This is a genomic window from Sphingobium sp. 22B, assembly GCF_001580035.1.
Taxonomy (GTDB): Bacteria; Pseudomonadota; Alphaproteobacteria; order Sphingomonadales; family Sphingomonadaceae; genus Sphingobium; species Sphingobium fuliginis.
The window spans coordinates 57,424-81,415 of the sequence record NZ_LTAB01000020.1 but is presented as its reverse complement, the minus strand read 5'-3'; the positions used below and the strand labels follow the sequence as shown (position 1 = coordinate 81,415).

Here is a 23,992-nt window from a genome sequence, read left to right as displayed (position 1 = left end):
CCCAAGGTCATGTCGGCGGTCGTCCACATCACGCCCAGACCCGCCCCCGAAGGCGTGCAGTTGAAGCATCTCGAACGCCTCACCGCCGCCGCCCCCGCGCAGGCCATGGCTCCGCAGGCGACGGCTGCGCCGATCGCAGCGGCGCCCTCGATACGCAGCCGGTCCGTCGCATCGTCCAGCAGGCCGAAGGCATGCGGATCGCGCAAGGCCGCTCCGCCGATGAAGACGGCCGCCAGGCCGGCCTGTCCGATGAGACCGCTCATCAGCGATGGAAGCGCGGATCGCGGCATGCCGCGCCCCAATGCCAGCCCGATCGCGCTTCCCGCGATCAGCGCCGCGCAGATTTGCGGCAGGGCCATGACATCATGGCTGTAGAGGGTCACGGCGCCCGCAACCATCATCGCGGCGCCCGCCAGATGCGCGCCCCGCCGCAACCCGCCGCCAAGCGGGGCCAGCAGAGCCGCCGCGAACAATAAGGCGGCCAGCGACCAGCCGGCGAGGATCGTCCCGTTCACGCCTTCCATCATGGCCGCGGCGGCATGCCGATCCGCCGCGCCGCCACCAAACCGCCGCAAAACCCGGCGCTGCCCGCCACTATCGCCAGCAGGCCCAATGTCCGGGCGATACTGCTGCCCGCCTCCGCCGCCACGATCAGCGCGCCGACCAGAATGGCGGATGACAGCATCTGAAGAACGGAAACGAGCGCCCAGCCCTCGTCCGGCCGCGCCCGCCATGCAACGAGCGCCCCGACGATGCAGGCCGCCAAAAAGCAGGGGAGAAGGAACGGCGTCATCTGCTCCCCCTTCAGCGATCAAGCCTGGCTCAGCTGGCGATCAGCAGCACGACCAGAGCGGCGACGACGGCGCTGGCGATGGTTCCCCATTTGATGAGGGCCACGAACCCTTCATAGGTCTGGGTTGCGCTGTTCATATTCCCGTCCGAAGCCATGCACTGTCCCTCTCTGTCCGTTTCGCGGCATCCTCTTATCGCCAAGCCCTCTCCCCCTCAAGCCGTCAGCGGACAAGAAAATTTTTCCGGTTAAGCCGGTCTTTACCCCTCTTCCCTACCTTCGGCACCAGTTCGCTTATGAGGGGTAAGGATGGCGCGCGACGGCGTTCCGATGCTGATGTTGATCGACGACGAGCCGGCGCAGCGCAGGCTGGTGTCGGCTCTCGCCGCCCGTGCGGGATGGCGCACCATCTTCGCCAATGACGGCGACACCGCGATTGCGATGCTGGGCACGCAGGACGGCATGCGGCTCGACGCCGTGCTGCTCGACCAGTGGAGCCCGAGCTATGAGCCGACCGGCCTGATCCGCGAACTGCGCGCCCGCCGGCCGGCCCTGCCCATATTGATCCTCACCGCGCATAACAATGTCGCCGTCGCGGTGGAGGCGATGCGGGCCGGCGCCACCGACTATCTCGCCAAGCCGATCGCGCCTGAGCGGCTGCTCGCCGCGCTCAACGCCACGCTGAACGGCGAACATGGCAAGGGCGAGTTGCGCCCGCTGACCGAAAAGATCCCTGCCGCCCTGTCCTTCGAGGATGTGGTCGGCGCCGCGCCGCAGTTCCGCGCCGCGCTCGCCATCGCGGCCAAGGCGGCCCGCGCCCGCGTCCCTGTGCTGATCGAGGGCGAAAGCGGCGTCGGCAAGGATGTGATCGCCCGCGCGATCCACGCCGCTTCCCCCCGCCACAAGCAGGCGATGATCACCGTCAATTGCGGCGCGATCCCGGCCAATCTGGTGGAATCCGACCTGTTCGGCCATGAACGCGGCGCCTTCACCGGCGCCTTCGACCGGCAGGTCGGCAAATTCGTCGCCGCCGACATGGGCACGATCTTCCTCGACGAAGTGAGCGAAATGCCGCTGGACGCGCAGGTGAAGCTGCTGCGCGTGCTTCAGGACGGCGAAGTCCAGCCCATAGGCGCGCGCCGCCCGATCCATGTCGATGTCCGCGTCATCGCCGCCACCAACAAGCGGCTGCACGACGAGATCGAGGCGGGGCGCTTCCGCGAAGACCTATATTACCGCCTCAACGTCGTGCAGCTCACCATTCCGCCGCTGCGCGAACGTCTGGGCGATGTGCCGGCGCTGTGCCGCCATCTGCTCGCCCGCATCGCGACCCAGCCGGGATTGCGCGGCCTTGGCCTTACCGACGACGCGCTGGCGCTGCTGATGCAGCATGACTGGCCGGGCAATGTGCGCCAGCTTCAGAACGCCCTGTTCCGCGCCGCGGTGCTGTGCGAGGGCGATGCTCTTACGCCCCAGGATTTTCCACAGATCGCCGCCCATATTCGCGGGCGCGGCCATGGCGAGTCCCGTGGCCGGCTTCATGCCGTGCCGCAGCCGCATCGGGAGGCCGCCGGCATCACCCTGTTCGAAGGCGACGGCCATGTCCGCCAACTGGCGGAGATCGAAGCGGACGTCATCCGCCTGGCCATCGGCCATTATCGCGGGCGCATGACCGAAGTGGCCCGGCGGCTGGGCATCGGCCGCTCGACCCTCTACCGCAAGCTCGCCGAACTGGGCATCGACAGCGCTGCCTGATCGGACCGGCTGCCGGGGGCGGACGCCCCGCACTGCCGTCGTCCCATCGCGCCACACGCGGTTGCGGCGTTGAAATGTCGCGGCGGCTATGCTTTGGGGGAGCGATGAAAAGCGCCATCCTCGCCGCCGCCATGCCCCTCCTCCTGCTGGTCGCCTGCGGCCGCGCGGAACCGGTGGAGGACCTCCCAAGCCAGGACGAACTCGCCGCCGCCGCCAATGCCGCCGCGGCCAGGGCGATGGCCGAAGCGAAGGCCGACACGCCCGCATCCCGCAACTATGTCAATGTCGAGCGCGGCTTTTCCATCACCTTCCCGGAAGGCTGGCAGAAGGACGCGGCCTCCAGCAATGCGGACGGCGTGGTCTATCAGGACCCCGGCGCGGGCGCGGACGTCCGCATCTTCTGGCAGAAGAAGGAGGGCGACCAGACGCTGCAACAGATCGTCGAGACGGTGAGCGAAGGCTCCGAAGGGGTGAGCGGCGACTATGTCGGCGATAACGAATATCGCGGCACCGCCAATGACGGCGAGGGCAACAATGTCGCGCTGCGGCTGATGAAACAGCCGGACGGCTCGATCGTCACGGCCAGCTTCGTCTATCCTGAAATGCTGAGCGAGCAATATCAGGCGATGGCGGAAAAGACGCTCGACAGCCTCCGCATCTTCGCGCCCAAGGCGCAGACGCCGGAGGGCGGCGCGGTTCCCGTGGCGGCGGAGAATGCCGGCACGCGCTGAAGCGGCCGGTCATGAAGGGATCATGGGCGAGAGGGGAAATGTCCCCTGATCGACCAGGAACACCCCCAGCGCAAACTCACTCGCCAATCGGGACGAAGGCGCCCTTTTCCCGATCCTTCACCACCCTGTCGGCCCGGAAGACCGACCCGCTCATCGTGATGTAAACGCCCGGTGCGGCAAGCTGCACCGTCGCAAAGGCCATACCGAGGTTGAAGCTGGCGTCGCTTTCCCCGAAACGCGCCGGGGCGAGCGCGCCCACCAGCACGACCGTCTTGCCGGCGATGGCGGAAAGCAGCTTCGCCGTCTCCGTCATCGTGTCGGTGCCGTGGGTGATGACGATATGGCTTTCAGACGCGGCGGCCACACGGTCGCGGATCAGGGCGCGGTCGGCATCGTCCAGTTCCAGGCTGTCCTTGCGCACCACTTCCTCGATGCGGAAGGGCCGCTTGACGCGGGCGATGTCCAGCAGCTTCGCCACCACCGTTTCGCCCACCTGATAGTCCGACAGCGCATCGAAATAGATCTTGTCGATCGTCCCCCCGGTGGTGAGGACAAGGATGGACGTTTCGGCGGACAGCATCGCAGGACTCCAAAGGGGGGAAATGTCGTTTCTCTAAGGGCTTTGCGGGAAGAGGTGAACCGCCCCGGCCCTATTCGCCCCGGGCCATCGCCTCGCCCCGGTCGCGCGCGGCGACCAGCGTATCGGTGAGCAGCTTCAGCAACCGGCCGTCGGCATCGAGCACGTTCAGACCCTGCCGCGTCATGCCGCCGGGGCTGGCCACGCGATCCGCCAGCACGGCCGGGCTTTCGCTCGCCATGGCAGCCATGCTGGCAGAGCCGCGCACGGTGGCGAGCGCCATGCGCCCGGCCTGGTCGGCGGAGAGGCCGATCGCCTCGCCCGCCCGCGCAAGGGCATCGACGAAGCGGAACAGAAAGGCGGGTCCGCAGCCGGACAGCGCGGTGACTTCGTTGAACTGGCCTTCATCCGCAATCCATTCGGCAAGGCCTAGCGGGGCGATGAACGCCTCCACCGCCTTGCGCGACGCCGCCGGGAATGCGGCATCCGCATGGAGCGCGGTGACACCCTCCCCTATGCCCACCGGCAGGTTGGGCATGGCGCGGACGATTTCCGCCGCCGCGGGGAAAGCGGCGCGCAGATCGGCCAGCCGCGTTCCCGCAAGGATCGAAACGATCCGCATATCGGCGCTGCAAAGCGGCGCAAGCAGGCCCGCGACATCGCCAAGCTGATAGGGCTTCATGCCCAGCAGGATGGTGGTGCCGGCAGGCAGGGAGGCGGGATAGTCGGTGACGACCCTCACCCCTTCCGCCACCGCCTTGCCGCTGGGACGCAACACGACCACCCGCGCCGGATCGAGGCCGCAGGCGAGCCAGCGCCGCAGCATCTGCCCCGCCATATTGCCGCAGCCGACAAGGAAAAGATGGTCGGGCCAGATGTCGGTCATGGGAAAGCGTCTCAGGCTTCGCCGCGCGTTTCGATGAGGCTGGCGGAAATCGCCTCCGTCGGGGTCTTGCCGCCCCAGAGGACGAACTGGAACACCGGGTAGAAGCGCTCGCATTCGTCTATGGCGGTTTCCACCAATATCTGCGCCTGGTCGAGCGTCAGCGTGCCGCCCGCCCCCAGCAGCGCGCCGTGGCGGAACAGCACGATGCCGCTGGAGGACCAGAGCTCGAAATGGCCGAGCCAAAGCTGTTCGTTGATCAGGCCCAGCGTTTCGTAGATGGCGCTGCGCTTGTCCTCATTCACCCTGATGTCGGGCAAGGCGAGCATTTGCAGCACCTGATCCTCGTCGCGCCAGATGCCGCGCAGCTCATATTGCGCCCAGGACCCCTGGGTGCTGGCGACGATCTCATCCTCACCGACCTGATCGTAGCTCCAGCCATGCGCCTCGAAATAGGCGGCCAGCATGTCGATCGGCGCGGCCTCCTGACCGCCATTTTCATATTCGTCGCTGTCCATCATCTGCGCGCCTTAAAGCATTTTTTGCGCCGGTGGAAACCGGGGCGGCATGGAAAATGCGTGGACAACTCCGCTTCCGCCGGAAATCAGCCGGTTATTCGCCGTCCCTGGGCTTGGCCCGGACCGTCTGCTTGACCGGTTCGGACGCCTTGCCCTCCAGCGCGTCGAGCCGGGCCTTCAGCAATTCCACCTCCTCCCGGGCGGCGGCGGCCAACGCCTTGACCGCGTCGAATTCGTCACGGCTGACGAAATCCATGCCGCCGATCCACTGCTTGGCCTTTTCGCGGGCATTGGTCTCGAATTCCCGGCTCATGCCCGCGACGGTTCCGGCCGCGCCGTTCACCAGCTTGGCAAGGTCGTCGAAAAAGCGGTTTTCGCTCTGCATGATGCTTATCCTTCCGTGCGGCGCCGCGATGGGCGGCGCCAAAAATCATATCTGGGTCTGGAGGGCGGGTTTGCCAAGGCTTTCCGCGTCCGGATTGAGGCGGCCGATCTCATAGTTGAGGTAGGAGGCGAAGGCCAGCCAGCACAGATAGGGCAGCAGCAGCAGGCCCGCGACGCGGCGGACGCGCCAGAACAGCGCGGTCGTGACGGCGACGAGCAGGAACAGCAGGACGATCAGCAGCAGCGCCTGGTCCACCAGATGCGCGCGGAAGAAAAGCGGGGACCAGAGGAGGTTGAGGCCCAGTTGCACGATGAAGGCCGCAATCGCGATGCCCCGCCCACGTGCGCCGCGCGCGTGCAGGACGATGGCGAAGGCGAGCGCCATCAATATGTAGAGCACGGTCCAGGCAAGGCCGAAGACCCAGCCGGGCGGGATCAGCTCCGGCTTGGCGAGGGCGGCGAACCAGCGATTGCCATAGCCACTATTGGCGAGCTTGCCCGAAAGAAAGCCAAGGAAAACAATCACAGGCACAGTAACCAGCGCCCAGCGCGCATAGGCAAGACGTAATTGACCCGGAGACGCAATCTCGTTCATCGGCAACGAAGCTCCACCTTTTATTCGGCGGCTTCCGGCGAATCCTTCAAGGCCGAGTCAAGCCGCCGACTGACGGTTTGCGGTGAAACGGTTCGTCCTGCAACCCGCGAATAGAGGATCGGGATCAGGAACAGCGTGATCAGCGTCGCCAGGCTGACGCCCGAAACCACCACCACGCCGATGGAATGGCGCGCCGCCGCGCCCGCACCGCCGCGAATGACCAGCGGCACGGCGCCGATGACCGTCGCGATGGAGGTCATCAGGATCGGGCGCAGGCGCCGGGCGGCGGCCTGACGGATGGCCGCGCCGATCTCCAGCCCCTCGTCGCGCAGCTGGTTGGCGAATTCGACGATCAATATGCCGTTCTTCGCCGCCAGCCCCACCAGCATGACGATGCCGATCTGGCTGTAGAGATTGACCGATCCGCCCGTCAGCGCCAGCCCCAGCACGCCGCCCGCCACCGCCAGCGGCACGGTGGCGATGATGACGCCGGGATGGACGAAGCTTTCGAACTGCGCGGCAAGCAGCAGATAGACGATCAATATGGTGAGCCCGAAGACGAGCCAGATCGACCCGCCGGTCTCGCGCAGCGACTGGCTCTCGCCCCGATAGCCGAGCGCCAGCACCTCAGGCGACTGGCGCGCCTGTTCCTCCAGGAAACCCAGCGCCTCGCCCAGCGAATAGCCCGGCGCGAGCGCGGCCGTCAGCGTGATGGCGCGCAGCTTGTTGTGGCGGTTGAGCTGGCGCGGACCGGCGACCTCGCGGACGGTGACCACGGCGGACAGCGGCACGAGGACGCCGGTGCGGCTGCGCACATTGATGCGTTCGAGGTCCGCCTGGGTCTGCCGCCCCTCCCGCTCTGCCTGCACCAGCACGCGATATTCCTCGCCCCGGTCGACATAGGTGGTGACGCGGCGGGAACCGAGCAGCGTCTGCAAGGCCTGGCTGATGTCGTTGGCAGACACGCCCAGGTCGCCCGCCCGCTGCTGATCCACCTCGATCCGCATCTGCGGCTTGGTCTCCTTATAGTCGGAATCGAGGTTGATGAGGCCCGGATTGGTCGCGGCGGCGGCCATGATGCGGTCGCGCGCGGCCACCAGCCCCTCATAGGTCGCACCGGCCAGCACCAGATTGACCGGCAGGCCACGGCCACGGCCAAGCCCGGAACGCGGCGCGACATTGCCGCGCACCCCCGGCTGGTTGGCGATCACCTTGTTGATGGTGTCGGCCACCTGCGCCGTGGTGATCGTGCGGTCCTCCCAGGGCCGCAGGAAGGCGATGATGTTGCCGCCGTTGAAATCGTCGCTGGTGCCGAAGCCGGCGGGGGCACGGATGTTCAGCACCTGCAGCGTGCCTTCATCGCGCAACGGCTGAAGATCGGTCTCGATCCTCTGCATATAGGCGTTCATGCGGTCGAACCCGGTGCCTTCGGGCGCTGTCACCTGCCCATCGACGACGCCGGTATCCTCCGCCGGGGCCAGTTCGGTCGGCAGCGTGGTGAACAGCACGCCCGCCCCCGCCAGGAACAGCAGCACGGGCACGAGAGCGAGGACGGGCCGTTTCAGCACGCGGTCCAGCAGCCGCGCATAGCCCGCCTCCAGCCGCTGGAACCGGTCGTCGACCCAGCGCGACAGGCGTGACCGTTCGGAATGACGCAACAGCTTCGAACAGAGCATCGGCGCGAGGCTCAGGGAAATGAAGCCCGAAAAGGCGATGGCGGCGATCATCGCGATGGCGAGTTCGCGGAAGAGCAGGCCCGTCTGCCCGGCGAGGAACATCACCGGCACGAACACCGCGCAGACCACCAGCGTGGTCGAAATAATGGCGAAGCCCACCTGCCGCGTGCCGAGATAGGAGGCGACCAGCGGGTCCTCCCCCTGTTCGATGCGGTGATAGACATTCTCCAGCACGACGATGGCGTCGTCCACCACCAGGCCGATGGCCAGCACGAAGGCGAGCAACGTCAGCAGATTGATCGACAGGCCCAGCAGCCACATGACCGCGCAGGTCGCCAGCAGGCAGATCGGCACGGTGACCGACGGAATGATCGTCGCGCGCAGGGAGCCGAGGAAGAGGAAGATGACCAGCACGACCAGCAGCGCCGCTTCGGCCAGCGTGTCGTAGACATTGTCGATGGCGCGGCTGATGAACAGCGATTCGTCCGATCCGATGGTGACTTTCATGCCCGCGGGAAGCGTGGGCCGCAGTTCAGCGATCAGCGCCTTCGCCTTTTCCGCGACCTCCAGCGTGTTCGCGCCCGACTGGCGGATGATGCCCACGCCGACGCCTGTCGCGGCGTTGGAGCGGAAGGAGGTATAGGGGTTTTCCGCGCCCTGCTCGATCCGCGCGACGTCGCCCAGCTTCACCTGATAACCGTCCGCACCGCGCCCGACGACAAGCTGGGCGAATTGTTCGGGCGTGGAAAAGGCGCGCTCGACGCGCAGCGTCTGGTTCTGGTCCTTCGATTCGAAGCGCCCGGCGGGCAGTTCGACATTCTGCGCGCGCAGGGCGGCCTCTATGTCGCCCGGCGTGATGCCGAAGGCGGTCAGCTTCTCCGCATTCAGCCAGATGCGGGTGGAGGGCCGTTCGTCGCCGCCGCCGGTGACGCGGGCGACGCCGTCAATGGCCGAGAAACGGTCCAGCACATTGCGGTCGAGATAGTCGGCGATCTGCGTCGGGGTCCAGCCGTCCCTGGTGAACACGATGAACAATATCGACCGCGCATCCGCATCGACCTTCCGGATTTCGGGCGCGAGCGCATCCTCCGGCAGATCCTCCACCACGCCGCCCACGCGGTCGCGCACGTCGTTCGCGGCGGAATCGATGTCGCGCGACGGATCGAATTCGATGCTGATCGAGGAGACGCCGTCGCGCGAGGTCGAGGTGATGTTCTGTATGCCCTGTACGCCCGCGACGCCATCCTCGATGATCTGGGTGATACGGGTTTCCACCACCGAAGCCGCCGCGCCGGTATAGGTCGTCTCCACCGAGACGATGGGCGGATCGGTATCGGGATATTCGCGAATGGAAAGGCTGAGATAGCCGACCATCCCGACGATGCAGAGCAGCACCGCGACGACCGCCGCGAAGACCGGGCGACGGACGGACAGGTCCGAAAGCTGCATGGCCGCGCCTCCCTAACCGGCCGCCCGGCCGGCGCTGGCGCTTTTCGCTTCCGGCTTGTCGCCGGGCAGGCGGACGGGCACGCCGTCGGTCAGCTTGACGACGCCGTCGGTGACGACCGTCTGGCCCGGCTTCACCCCGCCCAATATCTCGACCAGCCCGTTCTGGCGGATGCCGGTATCGACCCTGGTCCGCCTGGCCTTGCCATCCTCCACCAGGAAGACGAAGCGATCCTCACCATCGCCCACGACCGCCAGCTCGGGCACGGCCAGCGACTGGCGCTGCTTCGCAAGCACATTCACCGTCAGCAGCATGCCGGGCTTCAGCGCGCGGTCGGGATTGGGCAGGATGGCGCGTATCCGGACGGCGCGGGTGGCGGGGTCGATCACCGGATCGATGGTGGCGATGGTGCCGGTGAAGGGCCGGTCGGGCCAGGCGGCGGAGACCGCCCTGATCGGCTGCCCCTCCCGCACCAGCGCCAGGCGGGTTTCGGGGATGGTGAAGTCCAGCTTGATCCGCGAGATGTCGCTGACCGTGGCGATCGGCGTGCCGGCGGTGACGATGGCGCCGGGCGACACCATGCGCAGGCTGACCCAGCCGGAAAAGGGTGCGCGCACCACGCGGTCCCCGATGGAGGCGCGGGCCTGCTGCGCGCTGGCGCGGGCGGCATTGGCCAGCGCGACCTGGCTGTCGAGGCTGGCGGCGGTTGCGAAGCCCCGCTCCTTCAACGCCTTGATGCGCTCCAGTTGCTGCTGCGCCTGAAGCGCCTGCGCCTGGGCGGCGGCGAGTTCCGCCTTCTCCTGACCCACGGCCAGGGACGCGATCACCTGCCCCTTGCTGACATAGCCGCCGTCGCTGAAATTGAGGGAGACGATCCGCTCCGTCACCGGGGCGGACAACACCACCTGCTCATTGGCGAAGGCGGTGCCGACCGCGTCCAGATTGTCGGTGAAGGTTTCGCGCAATATGGGCGCGGCTTCGACCAGTGCGGAAGGACGCGGCTTCTTTTCCTTTTGACCGCCACAGGCGGAAAGGGTCAGCGCGATCAGGAAGACAGGCAGGATGGTGCGCATGGGATCGGGCTAATCGGCCTTTGCAAGCGACTCAAATGGGCATTTGTCGCAGATGATGACTATAGCGGCGAAACGAACAGGATGGGATTATCCGCCAAATATTGCGAAGAGGAGAAATTCGACATTGCCCTGTGGGCCGGTAATCGGGCTGGCGGTTATGCCTTCGACCTGCCACCCGCGTGACAACACCCATTCCCGGACGTCGTTGCACACCCGTTCATGGATCGCGGGATCGCGCACGACACCGCCCTTGCCGACTTCCTCCCGCCCCGCCTCGAACTGCGGCTTGATGAGGGCGACCAGGCGCGCGCCGGGACGGGCGAAGCTCAAGGGCCGGTCCAATACCTTGGCGAGCGCTATGAAGCTGGCGTCGCAGACGATGATGTCCACCGGCTCCGGGATGTGATCGGCGGTCAGGATGCGGGCGCTGGTCTGTTCATGGACGATGACGCGGGGGTCGGAACGCAGCTTCCAGGCAAGCTGGTTGGTGCCGCTGTCCACCGCATAGACCCGCGCCGCGCCATGGGTCAGCAGGACGTCGGTGAAGCCTCCGGTCGAACTGCCGACGTCGATGGCGACGGCGCCGGTCACGTCGATATGGAAATGCTCCAGCGCGTGGGCCAGCTTGATGCCGCCCCGCGACACCCAGGGATGGTCGCGGCCCTTCACCTCCAGCCCGGCGTCGGCGGCGACCTGCTGCCCGGCCTTGTCGATCTTCCGGTCGCCCAGGAAGACGAGACCGGCCAGGATCAGCGCCTGCGCGCGGGCCCGGCTTTCGGCAAGGCCGCTGTCGACGAGCAGCTGATCGGCGCGGACCTTGGCCATCAGGGCACCAGCGCCGTCAGCGTGGCGGGCGTCAGAAGCTGCGGCAATGTCTGCGCCTCCCGGCCGGGCGCATACCAGAGGTAGAGCGGGACGCCGGAACGCCCCTGCCCTTCCAGGAAGCGGGTGATGGCGGGGTCGGCATTGGTCCAGTCGCCCACCATCACCGTGACGCCGGCCCTTTTGAAGGCCGCGCGGGTCTCTTCGCGATCGATGGCGGCGGCTTCATTGGCCTTGCAGGTCAGGCACCAATCGGCGGTGAAATAAAGGAAAACCGGCTTTTTCGCGGCGCGAAGGCTGGCGAGGCGGGCCTCGTCGAAGGGGACGCCATGGGCCGATGCCGCGGCGGCCGGCGCATGCGCCGGCAGCAAAATGGCGGCGCCTGCGAAGAGGATGAGCGCCGCGCAGATCATGGCAAGCCCGCCGCGCCGGCCGTGACGCTGCCTGCGCCCCAGCCACCACAGGCCGGCGCCGAGGATCAGCGCCGCGCCGACGCCCAGCATGATGGCCGTAACGCCGCGCTGCTGGCCGAGCAGCCACAGCAGGCCCAGCGCGGTCAACGCCATGGGGATGGCGAGGATCTTCTGAAGCCGCCCCATCCACGCGCCGGGCCTGGGCAACCGCGTGCGGAGCGGCGGGATATAGGCCAGCGCCAGAAAGGGCAGCGCCAGGCCAAGGCCAAGCCCCGCGAAGATCGCCAGCGCCGCGCCGAGCGGCAGGACCAGCGCCGCGCCCATGGCGGCGCCCATGAACGGCCCGGTGCAGGGCGTGGCGACGAAGGCGACCAGCGCGCCGGTCCAGAAGGCGCCGGACGCGCCGCCCTTGTCCGCCAGCCTGTCGCCGCCGCCGAAGGCGCTGAGTTCGAACAGCCCGGCGAGGTTGAGCGTGATCGCCGTCACCAGCAGCAACAGCAGCAGGATGATGCGCGGGTCCTGCAACTGGAACGCCCAGCCCACGGCCGCGCCCGCCGCGCGCAGGCCCAGCAGCAGGCCGCCCAGCGCGAGGCAGGTGAGGATGATGCCAAGGCTGTAGGCCAGCGCCTCCCGCCGGACGACATGCTCATCGCCCCCCGCGCGGGCGAGCTTCATCGCCTTCAGCCCCAGGATCGGAAAGACGCAGGGCATGATGTTGAGCAGCAGGCCGCCGACCAGCGCGCCGCCCAGCGCGAGGAGGACCGTCTGGAAGGTGGCGGGCCGCGCGGCGGCAACCGCGCCGGGCCGTGCCGTCAGCAGGAAACCGACATGGTCGCCGGTGCGCAGGACGGCCTGGACCGGCCCGGATTTCATGCCTTGTCCGGCTTCGGTTTCGATCAGCAGCCGATCGCCCTGCCGCGTGACGCTTTGCGGGGCGGCATAGCGGATGAGGCCGTCGGCCAGCGCGAAAAGATGGACGTCGCGGGCGCTCGCCGCCGCGGGGAAAGGAATGGACAGGCGCAGGCGACCGTCAGCCATGGCATAGGCCGCCTCGCTGCCCAGCGGACGCGGGAGGTGGCTGCGCCAGCCGTCGAACTGCGCCCTGCTGCCCGGCAGGACGGAGCCGTCGCCCGCCATCAGGTCCAGCGCCAGTTCCGCCCCCTCGGGCACGCAGACCTTGTCTGTGCAGGCCAGCCAGTCGGCGCGGACGCGGATCGGCAGCTTCGTGCCCTTGGGCACGTCCGGCGCGACGGTCAGCTTCGCCAGCACGCCATAGGGGCCCTCATAGACATGGTTCATGAGGCCGGAGATCAACAATGTCTCCGGCACCGGATAGCGCAGCGGGCCGATGGCGACCCCCTTGGGCAGCGTCCATTTCACGGTCATGCCCAACCCCGCATCGCCGGGATTTTCCCAATAGCCGTGCCAGCCCGGCTCCGGCGTCATGGAAAAGGCGATCGTCGTGCCAGACGCCTGCCCCTCGCCCGGCCTCGGCACGGCGCTTTCGGCGGTCAGTTCCGCCGCGATATGCGGCGCGCTCCCGCCGAACGCGCCCTGCGCCCGCGCCATGGCTGGCGCGAACAGCAAAAGCACTGTCATCAGAAGGACATGAAAAATCCGCATCGGGCCTCTGTTCCGGTGGACGCAAGGGGGCTAGGTCCGCTTGCATGCGCCGTCAAGGCATCAGAAGGTCTCCTCCCCCATGTTCAAAAAAGTCGCCGCCGCCCTGCTCATCGCCAGTTCGCTGCCCGCGCTGGCCCAACCAGCGGCCACCCCAACGCCTTCCGCCCCGCCCAGGCTGATCGTCGCCATCGCCGTCGACCAGTTTTCCGCCGATCTGTTCAGCGAATATCGCCAATATTATAGCGGCGGCCTCAAGCGGCTGACGGAACAGGGCATCGTCTTCCCGCGCGGTTATCAAAGCCATGCCGCGACCGAAACCTGCCCCGGCCACAGCACCATCCTGACCGGCAGCCGCCCGTCGCGCACCGGCATCATCGCCAATAGCTGGTTCGACCTGCGCACCGCCCGCGCCGACAAGCTGGTCTATTGCGCGGAGGATGAGACGCAGCCGGGCACCGACAGCGAAAATTACCAGGCTTCGCCCATGCATCTCAGGGTGCCGACGCTGGGCGGGCGGATGAAGGCGGCCCATCCGGCGACGCGCGTCGTATCGGTCGCGGGCAAGGACCGCGCGGCGATCATGATGGGCGGACCGACGGCCGATCAGGTCTGGTGGCTGGGCGGGCCGAAGGGCTATGTCAGCTACAAGGGCGTGGCGACGCCGCCGCTGGTCGCCAGGGTCAATGAGGTGATGGCCCAGCGTCTGGCAGAGGGCAATCCCGGCTTCGAACTGCCGCCGCAATGCGCGGCCAAGGATTTTCCGGTGAAGGCGGGCGACCGGATCGTCGGCACCGGCCGTTTCGCGCGGGAGGCGGGCGATTACAAGGCCTTCCGCATCTCGCCGGAGCAGGATGCGATGACCCTCGCCTTCGCCGCCGCCGCCATCGAGAACATGGCCCTGGGCCGGCAGGCGCAGACCGACATCATCTCCATCGGCCTGTCCGCGACGGACTATATCGGCCACACCTACGGCACGGAGGGTACGGAAAGCTGCATCCAGGTCGACCGGCTGGACCGCGAACTGGGCGCCTTCTTCGACCGGCTGGACAAGGATGGCATCGACTATGCCGTGGTGCTGACCGCCGACCATGGCGGCCATGACCTGCCCGAGCGGCACCGGATGAACGCCATGCCGATGGAGCAGCGCGTCGACAGGGCGCTTACGCCCAAGGCATTGTCGGCGGCGGTCGCGGAAAGGACCGGCATCATGGGCAAGACGCTGATCTGGGGCGATGGCCCGGCGGGCGACCTCTATTTCGACCGCAGCCTGACCGCCGCCCAGCGCGACAGGGTGGAAGCGGCGGCCCTCGCCCTTCTCCGCGCTCACCCGCAGGTGCAGACCGTCTTCACCAGGGCGGAAATCGCCGCCACCCCCTCCCCCTCCGGGCCCCCGGAAAGCTGGTCGCTGATCCAGGAAGCCCGCGCCAGCTTCGACCCGCAGCGTTCGGGCGACCTGCTGCTGCTGCTGAAGCCGCGCGTCATGTCGATCCCCGAAGCGGCGGTGATGGGATCGGTCGCGACCCATGGCTCGCCCTGGGATACCGACCGCCGCGTGCCGATCCTGTTCTGGCGCAAGGGGCTGGCCCATTTCGAACAGCCGCTCGGCGTGGAAACGGTCGACATCATGCCGACGCTGGCCGCGCTGATCGAATTGCCGGTGCCGAAGGACCAGATCGACGGGCGCTGCCTCGACCTGATCGCCGGGGACGGGGATAGCTGCGCGGCGGAGTAAATGAATAAACCTGTCATTCCCGCGAAGGCAGGAATGACGAAGTTTTTGGAGGCTCGCTGCCGCCTCAGATATTCTCCGCTATCCCGTCGCGCCCTTCCTCCAGCAGCGCGTGGACGCGATGGGGCGCGGACACTTCCACGCGGCTGGTGACTTCATAATGCGCCTTGGCCTGGCGGACGTTGCTGTCCGCGGGCACGCTGTCGGTCAGCCAGACATTGCCGCCGATCACCGACCGGCTGCCGATGATGATGCGCCCCAATATCGTCGCGCCGGCATAGATCACCACATCGTCCTCGATGATCGGATGGCGCGGCAGGGCCTTTTCCAGCGCGCCCTTCTCATCGGCCGGGAAGCTGCGCGCGCCCAGCGTCACGCCCTGATAGACGCGCACCCGGTCCCCGACGATCGCCGTTTCCCCGATGACCACGCCTGTGCCATGGTCGATGAAGAAGCTGTGCCCGATCCTCGCGCCCGGATGAATGTCTATCCCGGTGCTGCCATGCGCGATTTCGGAGATGATCCGCGCCACCAGCGGCGCGCCCAGCTGATAAAGCCGATGCGCCAGACGATGGTGCGTGATCGCCATCATCGAGGGATAGCAGATCAGCACCTCATCCACGCTGCGCGCGGCGGGATCGCCCAGAAAGGCCGCCTCCACATCGCTGTCGAGCAGTTCGCGCAGGGCCGGCAGGCTTTCCGCGAAAGCGCCGATGATACGCGACGCTTCCCGGTCCACATGCGCGATCGGCTCGTCCTTCATCGCATAGATCAGTTCCAGCCTGATCTGTCCGTAAAGCCGGCTCAGCACCGTCTGCAGCGTCTGGGCGACATAGGCGTCCTCATTATGCAGGCGCACGAAGCTGGGGCCAAGGCGCAGCGGAAACAGCGCACCGCACAGCGCCTCCATGATCTTGGTCAGCGTGGCGCGCGACGGAAATCCCTCCGCGCCATATTCGGCGTGGTGGTCCTGCCCCTGCCGCCAGCGCCGCCGCACCGCGCCCAGCTCGGTCGCCAGCCTGTCTATATCCCAATAACCCTGGGCGATTTCCTTTTCGCCTTCTGCCGTCATAAGCGCCTCTTTTCATACAGACGCCCGGCATAGCGCGGCATCCCGCCCGCCAGTAAATGAGTTTTGCTTGGGGGCAGGCAGATTCTCTTTTGTCAGCGCTTCTGGGCATCGGCCGGAAGATGCAGGCAGATTTCCGCCCGCAATCCCCCTTCGGGCCTGTTGGCGAGGGTCAGTTCGCCCCCCTCCAGTTCCACGGCCCGCGCGACGATGGCCAGACCCAGGCCAAGCCCGCGCGTGTTGCGCTGCCGCGCCTCGTCCAGACGCGCAAAGGGCTTCAACACCTCGTCCAGCTTGTCGCGCGGGATGCCGGGCCCGTCATCGTCGACCCGGATCAGCACTTCCCGGTCCCGGCGCTCCAGCGTGACGCGGGCGCGGCTGCCATAGTGCAGCGCATTTTCGATCAGGTTGACGATCGCCCGGCGCAGGGTGAGCGACCGCACCGCCATTTCCAGATGGTCGGGCCCCGCATAATCGACCTGCCTGCCCTGATCCTGGAAGGCGTCGACCACCGTCGCCACCAGCACGGCCAGGTCGGTGCGCACCGGCGGTTCGCCATTCTTCTCGCCGCCCAGGAAGGCAAGCAGCGAATCGATCATCTCGCCCATTTCAGCGAGGTCGCCCTCGATCGCCTCCCGCGCTTCATTGTCGGGCAGGTTCTCCAGCCGCAGCCGCAACCGGGCGAGCGGGGTCCGCATGTCGTGGCCGACCGCCGCCAGAGTCTCCGTCCGTTCGGTGATGAGGCGATGGATGCGCTTCTGCATGGCGTTGAAGGCGCGGATGAGGTTGCGGACGTCATTGGACCCGCCCTCCTCCACGATCACTTCGTCGCTCAGGCCAATGCGCTCGGTCGCGCGGGTCAGGTCGCGCAGCAGCGCCAGCGTCCGCCGGATCATGATGCCGCCGACGATCAGCAGCGCCAGCACCGGGATCAGCGCCAGCCCCATGCGGCCGATGGCGAAGGTCCATTTGCCGCCGCTATGGCGCATGCCGAAATAAAGCCAGCTTCCGTCTGCCAGGCGCAGGCCGCCATTGATCTCCGAAACCCGGCCGGGCGAAGCGAGGCGCAGCCACAGGCCCGACTGTTCCAGCGTCGGTTCCCAGTTTACGATCTGCCGGCGCATCCGCTCCAGCCCCGGCGCCAGGGCCGGCGGCGGCGGCGAGGACGGGGTCCAGTGCACGTCGTAGCGATCGGTGGTGAGTTGCAGCGACAGCGCATGCCGCTCGTCCGGCGGATGTTCGGTCAGCAGCTTGCGCGCGATGACCAGATGTTCGGCCAGGCGCCGGGCCTCGTCATCCTGTAGCGAGAGGTGGTTGGACCGTTCGTTCAGGAAGATGCCGACGGCGAATTCCAGCGTCAGGGTCAGCAGCAGGATCGCGAAAATCTGGCCGACCAGGCTGACATGCCGTCTCAAGCGCGGCTGACCTCCGCGTTGAACATATAGCCGACTCCGCGAACGGTGGTGATCGGCGCCGTGCGATCCTGCGTCGACAGCTTGCGGCGCAGGCGGCTGACCAGCACGTCGATGCTGCGGTCGCTGCTGTCGCCCATGCGGGTGCGCGAAAGCTCGATCAGCCGCTCGCGGGCGATGACGCGCTGCGGATGGCTGAGGAAGCTGCCCAGCAGGTCGAACTCCGCGCCGGTCAGGTCGACGATGGCGCCGGTCGGCGAACGCAGTTCCCGCCGGGGGAAGTTGACGATCCAGCCGTCGAAGCGCGCCTCATTCTCGCGATGCTCGTCCGGCCCGCGCTCCACGCCGACGCGGCGCAATATGGCGCGGATGCGGGCGATCAGCTCGCGCGTGCCGAAGGGCTTGGGCAGATAGTCGTCCGCGCCCAGCTCCAGCCCGACGATGCGGTCGGTCTCGCTGCCCTTGGCGCTGATGAAGATGATGGGAACGTCGCTCTTGCGGCGGATCTGGCGGCAGAGATCGATGCCGTTGGTGCCCGGCAGCATGACGTCCAGCACGACAAGGTCGACCGGCCCGGCGTCGAACGCCACCCACATCTCCGGCCCGGAGGACGCCGGGCGGACCTGATAGCCATGCTCCTGCAACGCCCGCGCCGTCAGGGTGCGCAGCGGCGGGTCGTCTTCGACAAGGATGATGGTCGGCGCGGTCATGAAAATGTCGGCACGGCTATGGGCATGACAGCGGGATAAGGACGGCCGGACCCCGGGTCAACCGCAGGGCCGGCGGGAAGCGCCCGGATGCGACAGCAGAAACAATTTGTCACGACCGGGAAAGAAGCATGCGCCGGGCCCGGCGAACCGGGCCCGGCGCATGAGATCAGAAAGCGGCGCTCAGCGAGAAGAGGATCGTGCTGCGCGCGATCGACTTGCCGAAGTCCTTGCTGTCATTGACCATGAAGTTCGGGCGCAGATATTCTTCCTCGACCCTGGCGATGTCGGTGTCGACATAGGCGACGCCCACGGTCAGCGGCGTGCCGGGAATGGCCAGGTCGGCGCCGACCAGCCAGTCGAGATATTTGCCGGTGGGCGCGATCGAGGTGCCGTTGGGCCCCAGGCCCGAATTGCCGTTCGACCAGCCCATATGGGCCTTCAGCGTGACGGGGGTGTTGGGAACCGCGGCGTTCAGATCCCCCCAGACGTAGAAATTGTCTTCCTTGTCGCCCGGATCGTCGATGCCGCTGGTGGCGCTGCTCTGCCACTTGCCGAGCGCTTCCTGCTTGGGAGCATAGGCGACGCCGACCAGGCCCTTGACCGGGCCGAACTGGTGGGACAGCTTCACATAGGGTTCGGCGAAGTCCGTCTTGTCGGCGCCCGACGGATACATGTACCAGGTCAGGCCGACGTCGACCGTGGTGCCCTCGCCCAGCGCGGCGGAATAGCCGGCGACCAGGTCGAGTTCCATGTTCGCCCCGCCGAAACGGCCCCAGCCGCCAAGGCTCGAACCCCAGGTGCCGACATAGAAGCCGCTTTCATGCGTGGCAGTGATGCCGCCCTGAATGGCCATGCCACGGTCGCTCTGCGACACGCCGCGGAAACGATAGTCGGAAACCAGGCCGACGCTGCCAGTGACGGTGACGGGGCCTGCCGGCTCTTCCTGAGCGAAAGCCGGAGCGCTGGAAAGCAGCGCAAGCGCGGCACAGGCAATCTGATACTTCATGAACATTCCCCTTTTACGTAAGAATGTTCCGTCCTGCGTCCGCTCCGTCCGAAGATCTCTTGTCTTATCGTCTTCGATACCGGCGGATCGAGAGCAGGTTATGGGGATAAGGCGAATTGGGGAAATGGCTTTTTCGCAAATGCGAAAGGACATGAAGGCACTGTGATGTCCGCAACACGATTATTGTCTTACAGTCTTCTGAATATTTCTATTGTGTTTCTAGTTTGCATCTTAACGAAAAACCGCCGCATCGCCCAAGGGTGATGCGGCGGTTCGTTCAACGCCTGACGAGGGGGTGAAGGATCAGGCGGCGAGGTGACGCATGCGGCCGGTGGCGCCGAACAGTTCGACCTGCGCCCCGGTCCCGCGGCGGCGGTCGACCCATTCGCGGACCATTTCCGCGCAAGTATGGTCGATATGGCTGAGCCGCTCGACATTCAGGATGACGAGCCGCCCGGCGGGAAGCGCCTCCAGCCTGGCCGACAGCTTCGGCAGGTTGAGGAAGGTGGCGGTGCCATGCAGCGCGACTTCATGCGCGTCGTCGCGTGCTTCCTCGTCCACGCCCAGACGGAGACGCCGGGCATGCGGCAGAAGCTCGATCAGCGAAAGGCCGATGCCGACCAGTACGCCGGTCAGCAGGTCGGTCGCCACGACGCAGATCAGCGTCGCTGCCCAGACCACGGCCGGCAGCGGGCCATAGCGGTGGAGGAGATGCTTCACATGGTCCACGCTGACCAGACGCACGCCGGTCACCACCAGGATGCCCGCCAGCGCCGCCATCGGGATTTCCCGCAGCAGCCACGGCAGCAGGGCGACGAAACCCAGAATCCAGATGCCGTGCAGGATCGTCGACAGCCGCGTCCTGGCGCCGGCCTGGACGTTGGCCGAACTGCGGACGATGACGCCCGTCATCGGCAGCGCGCCGGCCACGCCGCAAAGCAGGTTGCCCACGCCCTGAGCGCTGAGTTCGCGGTTGTAATTGGTGCGCACGCCGTCATGCATGCGGTCGACCGCCGCCGCCGACAGCAGCGTTTCCGCGCTGGCGATGAAGGCGATGGCGATGGCCGTGGTGATGATCGTCGGGTTCAGGAGCTGCTGGACCAGATTGTCGCCCGGCAGCGAAATGGCCGAGACGATCGATTCCGGCACCACGACGCGCGCGACGGGAAGGCCGAGGAAGAAGGCGACCAGCGTTGCCAGCACCACGCCCACCAGAGCGCCGGGAAGCAGCTTCATGGAGGCCGGACGCAGCTTTTCCCACCCCAGCATGCCGCCGATGGTGACAAGGCCGACCGCGAAGGCGGTGGCCGCGTCCTGGTTGCTGAGGCCGAAAATCTGCCCCGGCATGGCGATCAGATTGGCAAGGCCGCTGGAAAGCGGCTTGTCGTCGAACAGCACGTGGAACTGACCGACGACGATCAGCACGCCGATGCCCGCCAGCATGCCGTGCACCACCGCGGGCGAGATCGCGCGGAACCAGCCCCCGACCCGCAGCAGCCCGGCGATCACCTGAATGGCGCCGGCCAGGATCAGGATCGGCCCAAGGGCGGACAGCCCCTGTTTCTGCACGATTTCGAAGACGATGACCGCAAGACCCGCCGCCGGGCCGCTGACCTGAAGGGGCGAACCCGCCAGCAGGCCGACGATCAGGCCGCCGATCATGCCGGTGATCAGGCCCTTTTCCGGCGGCACCCCGGAAGCAATGGCAATACCCATGCAGAGCGGCATCGCCACCAGGAAGACGACGATCGACGCCGTGAAGTCGCGGCTGAAGGTGCCGCCGGAAAATGCCTTGAGCATGAGCTTACTCCGCGGCCTCGGCATAGGCGATGTCGACCGCCAGACGCCTGGCATGGGGCAGCGCCACGGGCAGCGGCTGGCCTTCGCGCAGCGGCAGGAAACGGCCGGTCTCGCCGTCAAGACCCAGAACCTGGCCGGCATGGATGTCGACATACCAGCCGTGCAGCGCGATCTCGCCACGGGCGATGCCCGACGCCACCGAGGGATGGGTGCGCAGATGGGCGAGCTGCGCCACCACATTCTCCAGCGCCATGTTGCGCAGCTTCTCCGCATCGCTGAGGTCGGCGGGGTAGCTTTCGCGACACACCTTCTGCGCGGCATGGCTGTGGCGCAGCCAGGCGGCGACATTGGGCATGGCGCTCAGGTCGGCATTGGTGGACAGCGCCTTCATCGCGCCGCAATCGCTGTGGCCGCATACGATGATGTCGCGCACGCCCAGCACCATGACGGCATATTCGACCGTAGAGGTCACGCCGCCATTCTGCGTCGCATGGGGCGGCACGATGTTGCCGGCATTGCGGCAGACGAACAGGTCGCCCGGATCGGCCTGCATGATATGTTCCGGCACGATGCGCGAATCCGCGCAGGAGATCATCAGCGCCTTGGGGCTCTGCCCGTCGCTGGCGAGGCGGTTGTAAAGCGCGCTCTGGTTCGGAAAGACATGGCTTTCAAAGCTGAAGACGCGACCGATCAGATCGTTCATGTCGTTGCATCCTTCTTATCTGATGGCCGGTCAGGGGGCAGACCGGCCTTGAGGATGCACAATAGGGAAGCGTTTTTGCTGCGTCGCAGCGGCTTTGTTAAATAATATGTCTGAGCGATGGAAAGCGGGATCGACAGGACGGCTCGTCCGATTTTCCAACGGAATCAATGTAATGGATGGGAAACATTCGACCGCGCCGGTTCGGCTCAGCGCCGGTCGACCACGGCGCTGAACATATATCCGCCGCCCCGCACCGTAACGATGGGCGCGGGCCGGCCGCCATGGCTGAGCTTGCGCCGCAGCCGGCTGACCAGCACGTCGACGCTGCGGTCTGACGAGGGCGCGTCCCGCACGCCGGCCAGTTCCATCAGGCGCGGACGGGCGATCACCACCTGCGGATGGTCGAGCAACACGAGCAGCAACGAAAATTCGGCGGCGGTCAGATCGACCTGCGCGCCGTCGGGATCGAGAACTTCGCGCCGGGAGGAATCCACCACCCATCCTTCGAACCGCGCCTCGGCCGGGCGGCGCACGCCAAGGGCGCGCTCGTTGCGCCCACGGCGCAGCACCGCGCGCAGCCGGGCGGCCAGTTCGCGGGTCGAATAGGGCTTCGCCATATAATCGTCGGCGCCCAGTTCCAGCCCGACCACCCGGTCGACCTCGCTGCTGTTGGCGCCCACCAGGATGATCGGCACGTCGCTGCGGTCCCGGACGTCGCGGCACAGGTCCATGCCGTCCGGGCCACGCAGCGCGGCGTCCAGCACGACCGCTCCCACGGGCATGCTGTCCATGGCATTCCAGATTTCGTTCGCAGAGGCGGCGGCCAGGGCCCGAAACCCGCTTTCCTCCAGCGACTGGCGCACTTCATGGCGCACATCCTGCTGGGCCTCCGCGATCAATATCAGCGGTGGACTCATCCGCCGGTTACGGCGTCCTTCGCGGACAGCGCATGAATGCCGTCAAGCTCGCCCAGCAATACCGAACGGTCCCGCTGCGCCACGGCGACCGCTTCGGCGGCGCGAGCGCTGGCGTGGCGGGCGACTTCCGCCTCGATCTCATCGCGCGCGGCAGTGCAGCCGCCGGCATGGCTGCCCGACAGCGGGGCGAAGCGATGGATCGGCTTGGCGACGGCGGCCAGCGTGCGGCCCTGCGTCGCGACGTCCCGGTTCACGACCAGTTCGGCCTGCCAGCGGCACACCGGCATGGACGGCCGGTTGGCGAAGCGCGATTCGACCTCGCGGAAGCGGACCGTCGATTCGGTCTCGTAACTCGCCCGATAGGCGTTCGAAGCATGGGTGATTTCAGCGCTGTGGATCGGCGTGGCGACGGCAAGGGCCGCCGCGCTGGATGCGAGAATGAGCAACATGGGGCCTTCTCCCTGACGACCGGACATGGTCGGTCAGGGTTTAGGCGCACTGAATGTCTCCGAAATTTGCCGAGCGTTACAAATTGTTGCTCAAGCATTTTCCGGTTGCGGCAGGCGCATGGAACATCCTCCAGGTCTTCCGATGGGAGGACGGGTCAGGCCATGCGCATCAGGGCGGGGGCATGGATCGTCCGGCCGGCGATATGATCCAGCAGCGACGCCAGCCACAGCGCATCGCTCGCCGCGCGGTGGCGATGCGGCTGGACCGAGTCGGCAAGGGCGACCGCTTCCATGATCTGCCGCTCGCCCGCGCGATGCTCGTCAAGCAGCAGCGAGACATGATCGATGAGGAAGGGCGTCGCCTGCCCCGCCGCGTCGGCCAGCGTGTCCAGCCAATATTGGTCGATCATGCTGTCGGCCACCATCCGCTGCCCCGCGCAGGCGTCGGCCAGTTCGGCCAGCACGGTTTCGACGGGCAGGCCTTCGCGCTCCACCCGGTCGCGGCTCAGGCCGTGCAGCGCCTCCGCCTCGGCCGACCAATGCCATCCAGCCCAATCGTCATGCGGCCGGATCAGCCAGCTTCGCGCCTGGCCCTTGCGGGCGATACCGACTTCGATGGGATAGGACAGGCCGTGCCGGGGCAGGCACGATGCCTCGAAATCGATCGTGATGACCGTCAAATTGCTCTCCATATTTCAAGGCCATGTCCGCCCCACTTCAGACCGGCCGGCCAGATTTTCGCTGTCGCTCACCTAAGCGGCGACTATGTCAGTCCGAAGTCAGCGGCGCGAAAAATGATGCGGATGGGCGCTTTCCGTCGACCGGCCGAAAAAGGCCCGCCCACCGGAAAATCCCGACATGGAAGCGCAATCGCCATGCAACCTGCGGGCCTTTCACGCTTTTAACGGGG

At 66.9% G+C, this 23,992-nt stretch carries 23 protein-coding genes and 1 pseudogene; 4 read left to right on the top strand and 20 right to left on the bottom strand.

Translation table 11 applies throughout. The features are described 5' to 3' along the window. Window positions 1-93 (top strand): annotated as a pseudogene (locus A0J57_RS26955) (16S rRNA (adenine(1518)-N(6)/adenine(1519)-N(6))-dimethyltransferase); the annotation flags it as partial. Window positions 94-523: 430 nt separating this feature from the next. On the opposite strand, the gene A0J57_RS17585 reads toward A0J57_RS26955, so the two are convergent. Then, complete coding sequence (locus A0J57_RS17585) at window positions 524-793, bottom strand: proton-translocating transhydrogenase family protein (RefSeq protein WP_061936908.1); 270 nt, start codon at window positions 791-793, stop codon at window positions 524-526. Window positions 794-822: 29 nt separating this feature from the next. Next, window positions 823-930 carry an aa3-type cytochrome c oxidase subunit IV gene (locus A0J57_RS17580; RefSeq protein ID WP_226869800.1) on the bottom strand — a complete coding sequence of 36 codons (108 nt, stop codon included), beginning with the start codon at window positions 928-930 and terminating at the stop codon, window positions 823-825. 169 nt (window positions 931-1,099) lie between these two features. Between A0J57_RS17580 and A0J57_RS17575 the strand changes: the two genes are divergently transcribed. Next, window positions 1,100-2,545: a sigma-54 dependent transcriptional regulator gene (locus tag A0J57_RS17575; protein ID WP_044661720.1), complete on the top strand. Its 1,446-nt coding sequence runs from the start codon at window positions 1,100-1,102 to the stop codon at window positions 2,543-2,545. Window positions 2,546-2,649: 104 nt separating this feature from the next. Further along, on the top strand, window positions 2,650-3,276 hold the full coding sequence (locus tag A0J57_RS17570; RefSeq protein WP_061936905.1) for a hypothetical protein: 627 nt from the start codon (window positions 2,650-2,652) through the stop codon (window positions 3,274-3,276). Between the two features lie 76 nt (window positions 3,277-3,352). Here A0J57_RS17570 and A0J57_RS17565 read toward each other — a convergent pair whose 3' ends face one another. The 9 genes from A0J57_RS17565 to A0J57_RS17525 all read right to left on the bottom strand — a co-directional run bounded on the left by A0J57_RS17565 (window position 3,353) and on the right by A0J57_RS17525 (window position 13,287). Continuing rightward, complete coding sequence (locus A0J57_RS17565) at window positions 3,353-3,856, bottom strand: asparaginase domain-containing protein (RefSeq protein WP_061936902.1); 504 nt, start codon at window positions 3,854-3,856, stop codon at window positions 3,353-3,355. A 70-nt stretch (window positions 3,857-3,926) separates the two neighbouring features. Continuing rightward, complete coding sequence (locus A0J57_RS17560) at window positions 3,927-4,739, bottom strand: pyrroline-5-carboxylate reductase (protein WP_061936899.1); 813 nt, start codon at window positions 4,737-4,739, stop codon at window positions 3,927-3,929. 11 nt (window positions 4,740-4,750) lie between these two features. Continuing rightward, window positions 4,751-5,257 (bottom strand): YbjN domain-containing protein, encoded by a 507-nt coding sequence (locus A0J57_RS17555; protein ID WP_025549709.1) that lies wholly within the window; start codon window positions 5,255-5,257, stop codon window positions 4,751-4,753. 91 nt (window positions 5,258-5,348) lie between these two features. After that, window positions 5,349-5,639, bottom strand: a complete 291-nt coding sequence (locus tag A0J57_RS17550) for an accessory factor UbiK family protein (protein WP_007683948.1) — start codon at window positions 5,637-5,639, stop codon at window positions 5,349-5,351. A gap of 45 nt (window positions 5,640-5,684) precedes the next feature. Next, window positions 5,685-6,233 carry a TspO/MBR family protein gene (locus tag A0J57_RS17545; protein WP_061936896.1) on the bottom strand — a complete coding sequence of 183 codons (549 nt, stop codon included), beginning with the start codon at window positions 6,231-6,233 and terminating at the stop codon, window positions 5,685-5,687. Window positions 6,234-6,253: 20 nt separating this feature from the next. Then, the gene (locus A0J57_RS17540) at window positions 6,254-9,358 is read right to left on the bottom strand and encodes an efflux RND transporter permease subunit (protein ID WP_061936893.1); all 3,105 of its coding nucleotides are present in this window, start codon (window positions 9,356-9,358) and stop codon (window positions 6,254-6,256) included. Between the two features lie 12 nt (window positions 9,359-9,370). After that, a complete protein-coding gene (locus tag A0J57_RS17535; protein WP_061936890.1) occupies window positions 9,371-10,429 on the bottom strand; it encodes an efflux RND transporter periplasmic adaptor subunit in 1,059 nt (352 codons plus the stop codon). Between the two features lie 87 nt (window positions 10,430-10,516). Beyond that, complete coding sequence (locus A0J57_RS17530; RefSeq protein ID WP_025549713.1) at window positions 10,517-11,254, bottom strand: TlyA family RNA methyltransferase; 738 nt, start codon at window positions 11,252-11,254, stop codon at window positions 10,517-10,519. Further along, on the bottom strand, window positions 11,254-13,287 hold the full coding sequence (locus A0J57_RS17525; RefSeq protein ID WP_061936887.1) for a protein-disulfide reductase DsbD: 2,034 nt from the start codon (window positions 13,285-13,287) through the stop codon (window positions 11,254-11,256). Before A0J57_RS17525 ends, A0J57_RS17530 begins: the two co-directional genes overlap by 1 nt. A gap of 79 nt (window positions 13,288-13,366) precedes the next feature. On the opposite strand from A0J57_RS17525, the gene A0J57_RS17520 reads away from it, so the two are divergent. Then, entirely contained in the window at window positions 13,367-15,019 is a 1,653-nt protein-coding gene (locus A0J57_RS17520; RefSeq protein WP_061936884.1) for an alkaline phosphatase family protein, read from the top strand. Window positions 15,020-15,083: 64 nt separating this feature from the next. Here the strand turns inward: A0J57_RS17520 and epsC are convergent, their stop codons facing one another. The 9 genes from epsC to A0J57_RS17475 form a co-directional block, all read right to left on the bottom strand. Continuing rightward, window positions 15,084-16,088 (bottom strand): serine O-acetyltransferase EpsC, encoded by a 1,005-nt coding sequence (epsC, locus tag A0J57_RS17515; RefSeq protein ID WP_025549715.1) that lies wholly within the window; start codon window positions 16,086-16,088, stop codon window positions 15,084-15,086. A gap of 92 nt (window positions 16,089-16,180) precedes the next feature. Further along, window positions 16,181-17,500 carry an ATP-binding protein gene (locus tag A0J57_RS17510; RefSeq protein WP_062017288.1) on the bottom strand — a complete coding sequence of 440 codons (1,320 nt, stop codon included), beginning with the start codon at window positions 17,498-17,500 and terminating at the stop codon, window positions 16,181-16,183. Further along, window positions 17,497-18,207, bottom strand: a complete 711-nt coding sequence (locus tag A0J57_RS17505; RefSeq protein ID WP_025549717.1) for a response regulator — start codon at window positions 18,205-18,207, stop codon at window positions 17,497-17,499. The genes A0J57_RS17510 and A0J57_RS17505 overlap by 4 nt, the downstream gene beginning before the upstream one ends. Before the next feature lie 166 nt (window positions 18,208-18,373). Further along, a complete protein-coding gene (locus A0J57_RS17500; RefSeq protein WP_061936881.1) occupies window positions 18,374-19,219 on the bottom strand; it encodes a TorF family putative porin in 846 nt (281 codons plus the stop codon). Between the two features lie 297 nt (window positions 19,220-19,516). Then, window positions 19,517-21,013 carry a SulP family inorganic anion transporter gene (locus A0J57_RS17495; protein ID WP_061936878.1) on the bottom strand — a complete coding sequence of 499 codons (1,497 nt, stop codon included), beginning with the start codon at window positions 21,011-21,013 and terminating at the stop codon, window positions 19,517-19,519. Between the two features lie 4 nt (window positions 21,014-21,017). After that, on the bottom strand, window positions 21,018-21,716 hold the full coding sequence (locus A0J57_RS17490) for a carbonic anhydrase (protein WP_025550378.1): 699 nt from the start codon (window positions 21,714-21,716) through the stop codon (window positions 21,018-21,020). A gap of 206 nt (window positions 21,717-21,922) precedes the next feature. Beyond that, window positions 21,923-22,633 carry a response regulator transcription factor gene (locus tag A0J57_RS17485; protein WP_025550376.1) on the bottom strand — a complete coding sequence of 237 codons (711 nt, stop codon included), beginning with the start codon at window positions 22,631-22,633 and terminating at the stop codon, window positions 21,923-21,925. Then, a complete protein-coding gene (locus A0J57_RS17480; RefSeq protein ID WP_048577381.1) occupies window positions 22,630-23,082 on the bottom strand; it encodes a hypothetical protein in 453 nt (150 codons plus the stop codon). Before A0J57_RS17480 ends, A0J57_RS17485 begins: the two co-directional genes overlap by 4 nt. A 155-nt stretch (window positions 23,083-23,237) precedes the next feature. Then, window positions 23,238-23,762: a hypothetical protein gene (locus A0J57_RS17475; protein ID WP_025550372.1), complete on the bottom strand. Its 525-nt coding sequence runs from the start codon at window positions 23,760-23,762 to the stop codon at window positions 23,238-23,240. Window positions 23,763-23,992: the final 230 nt, after the last annotated feature.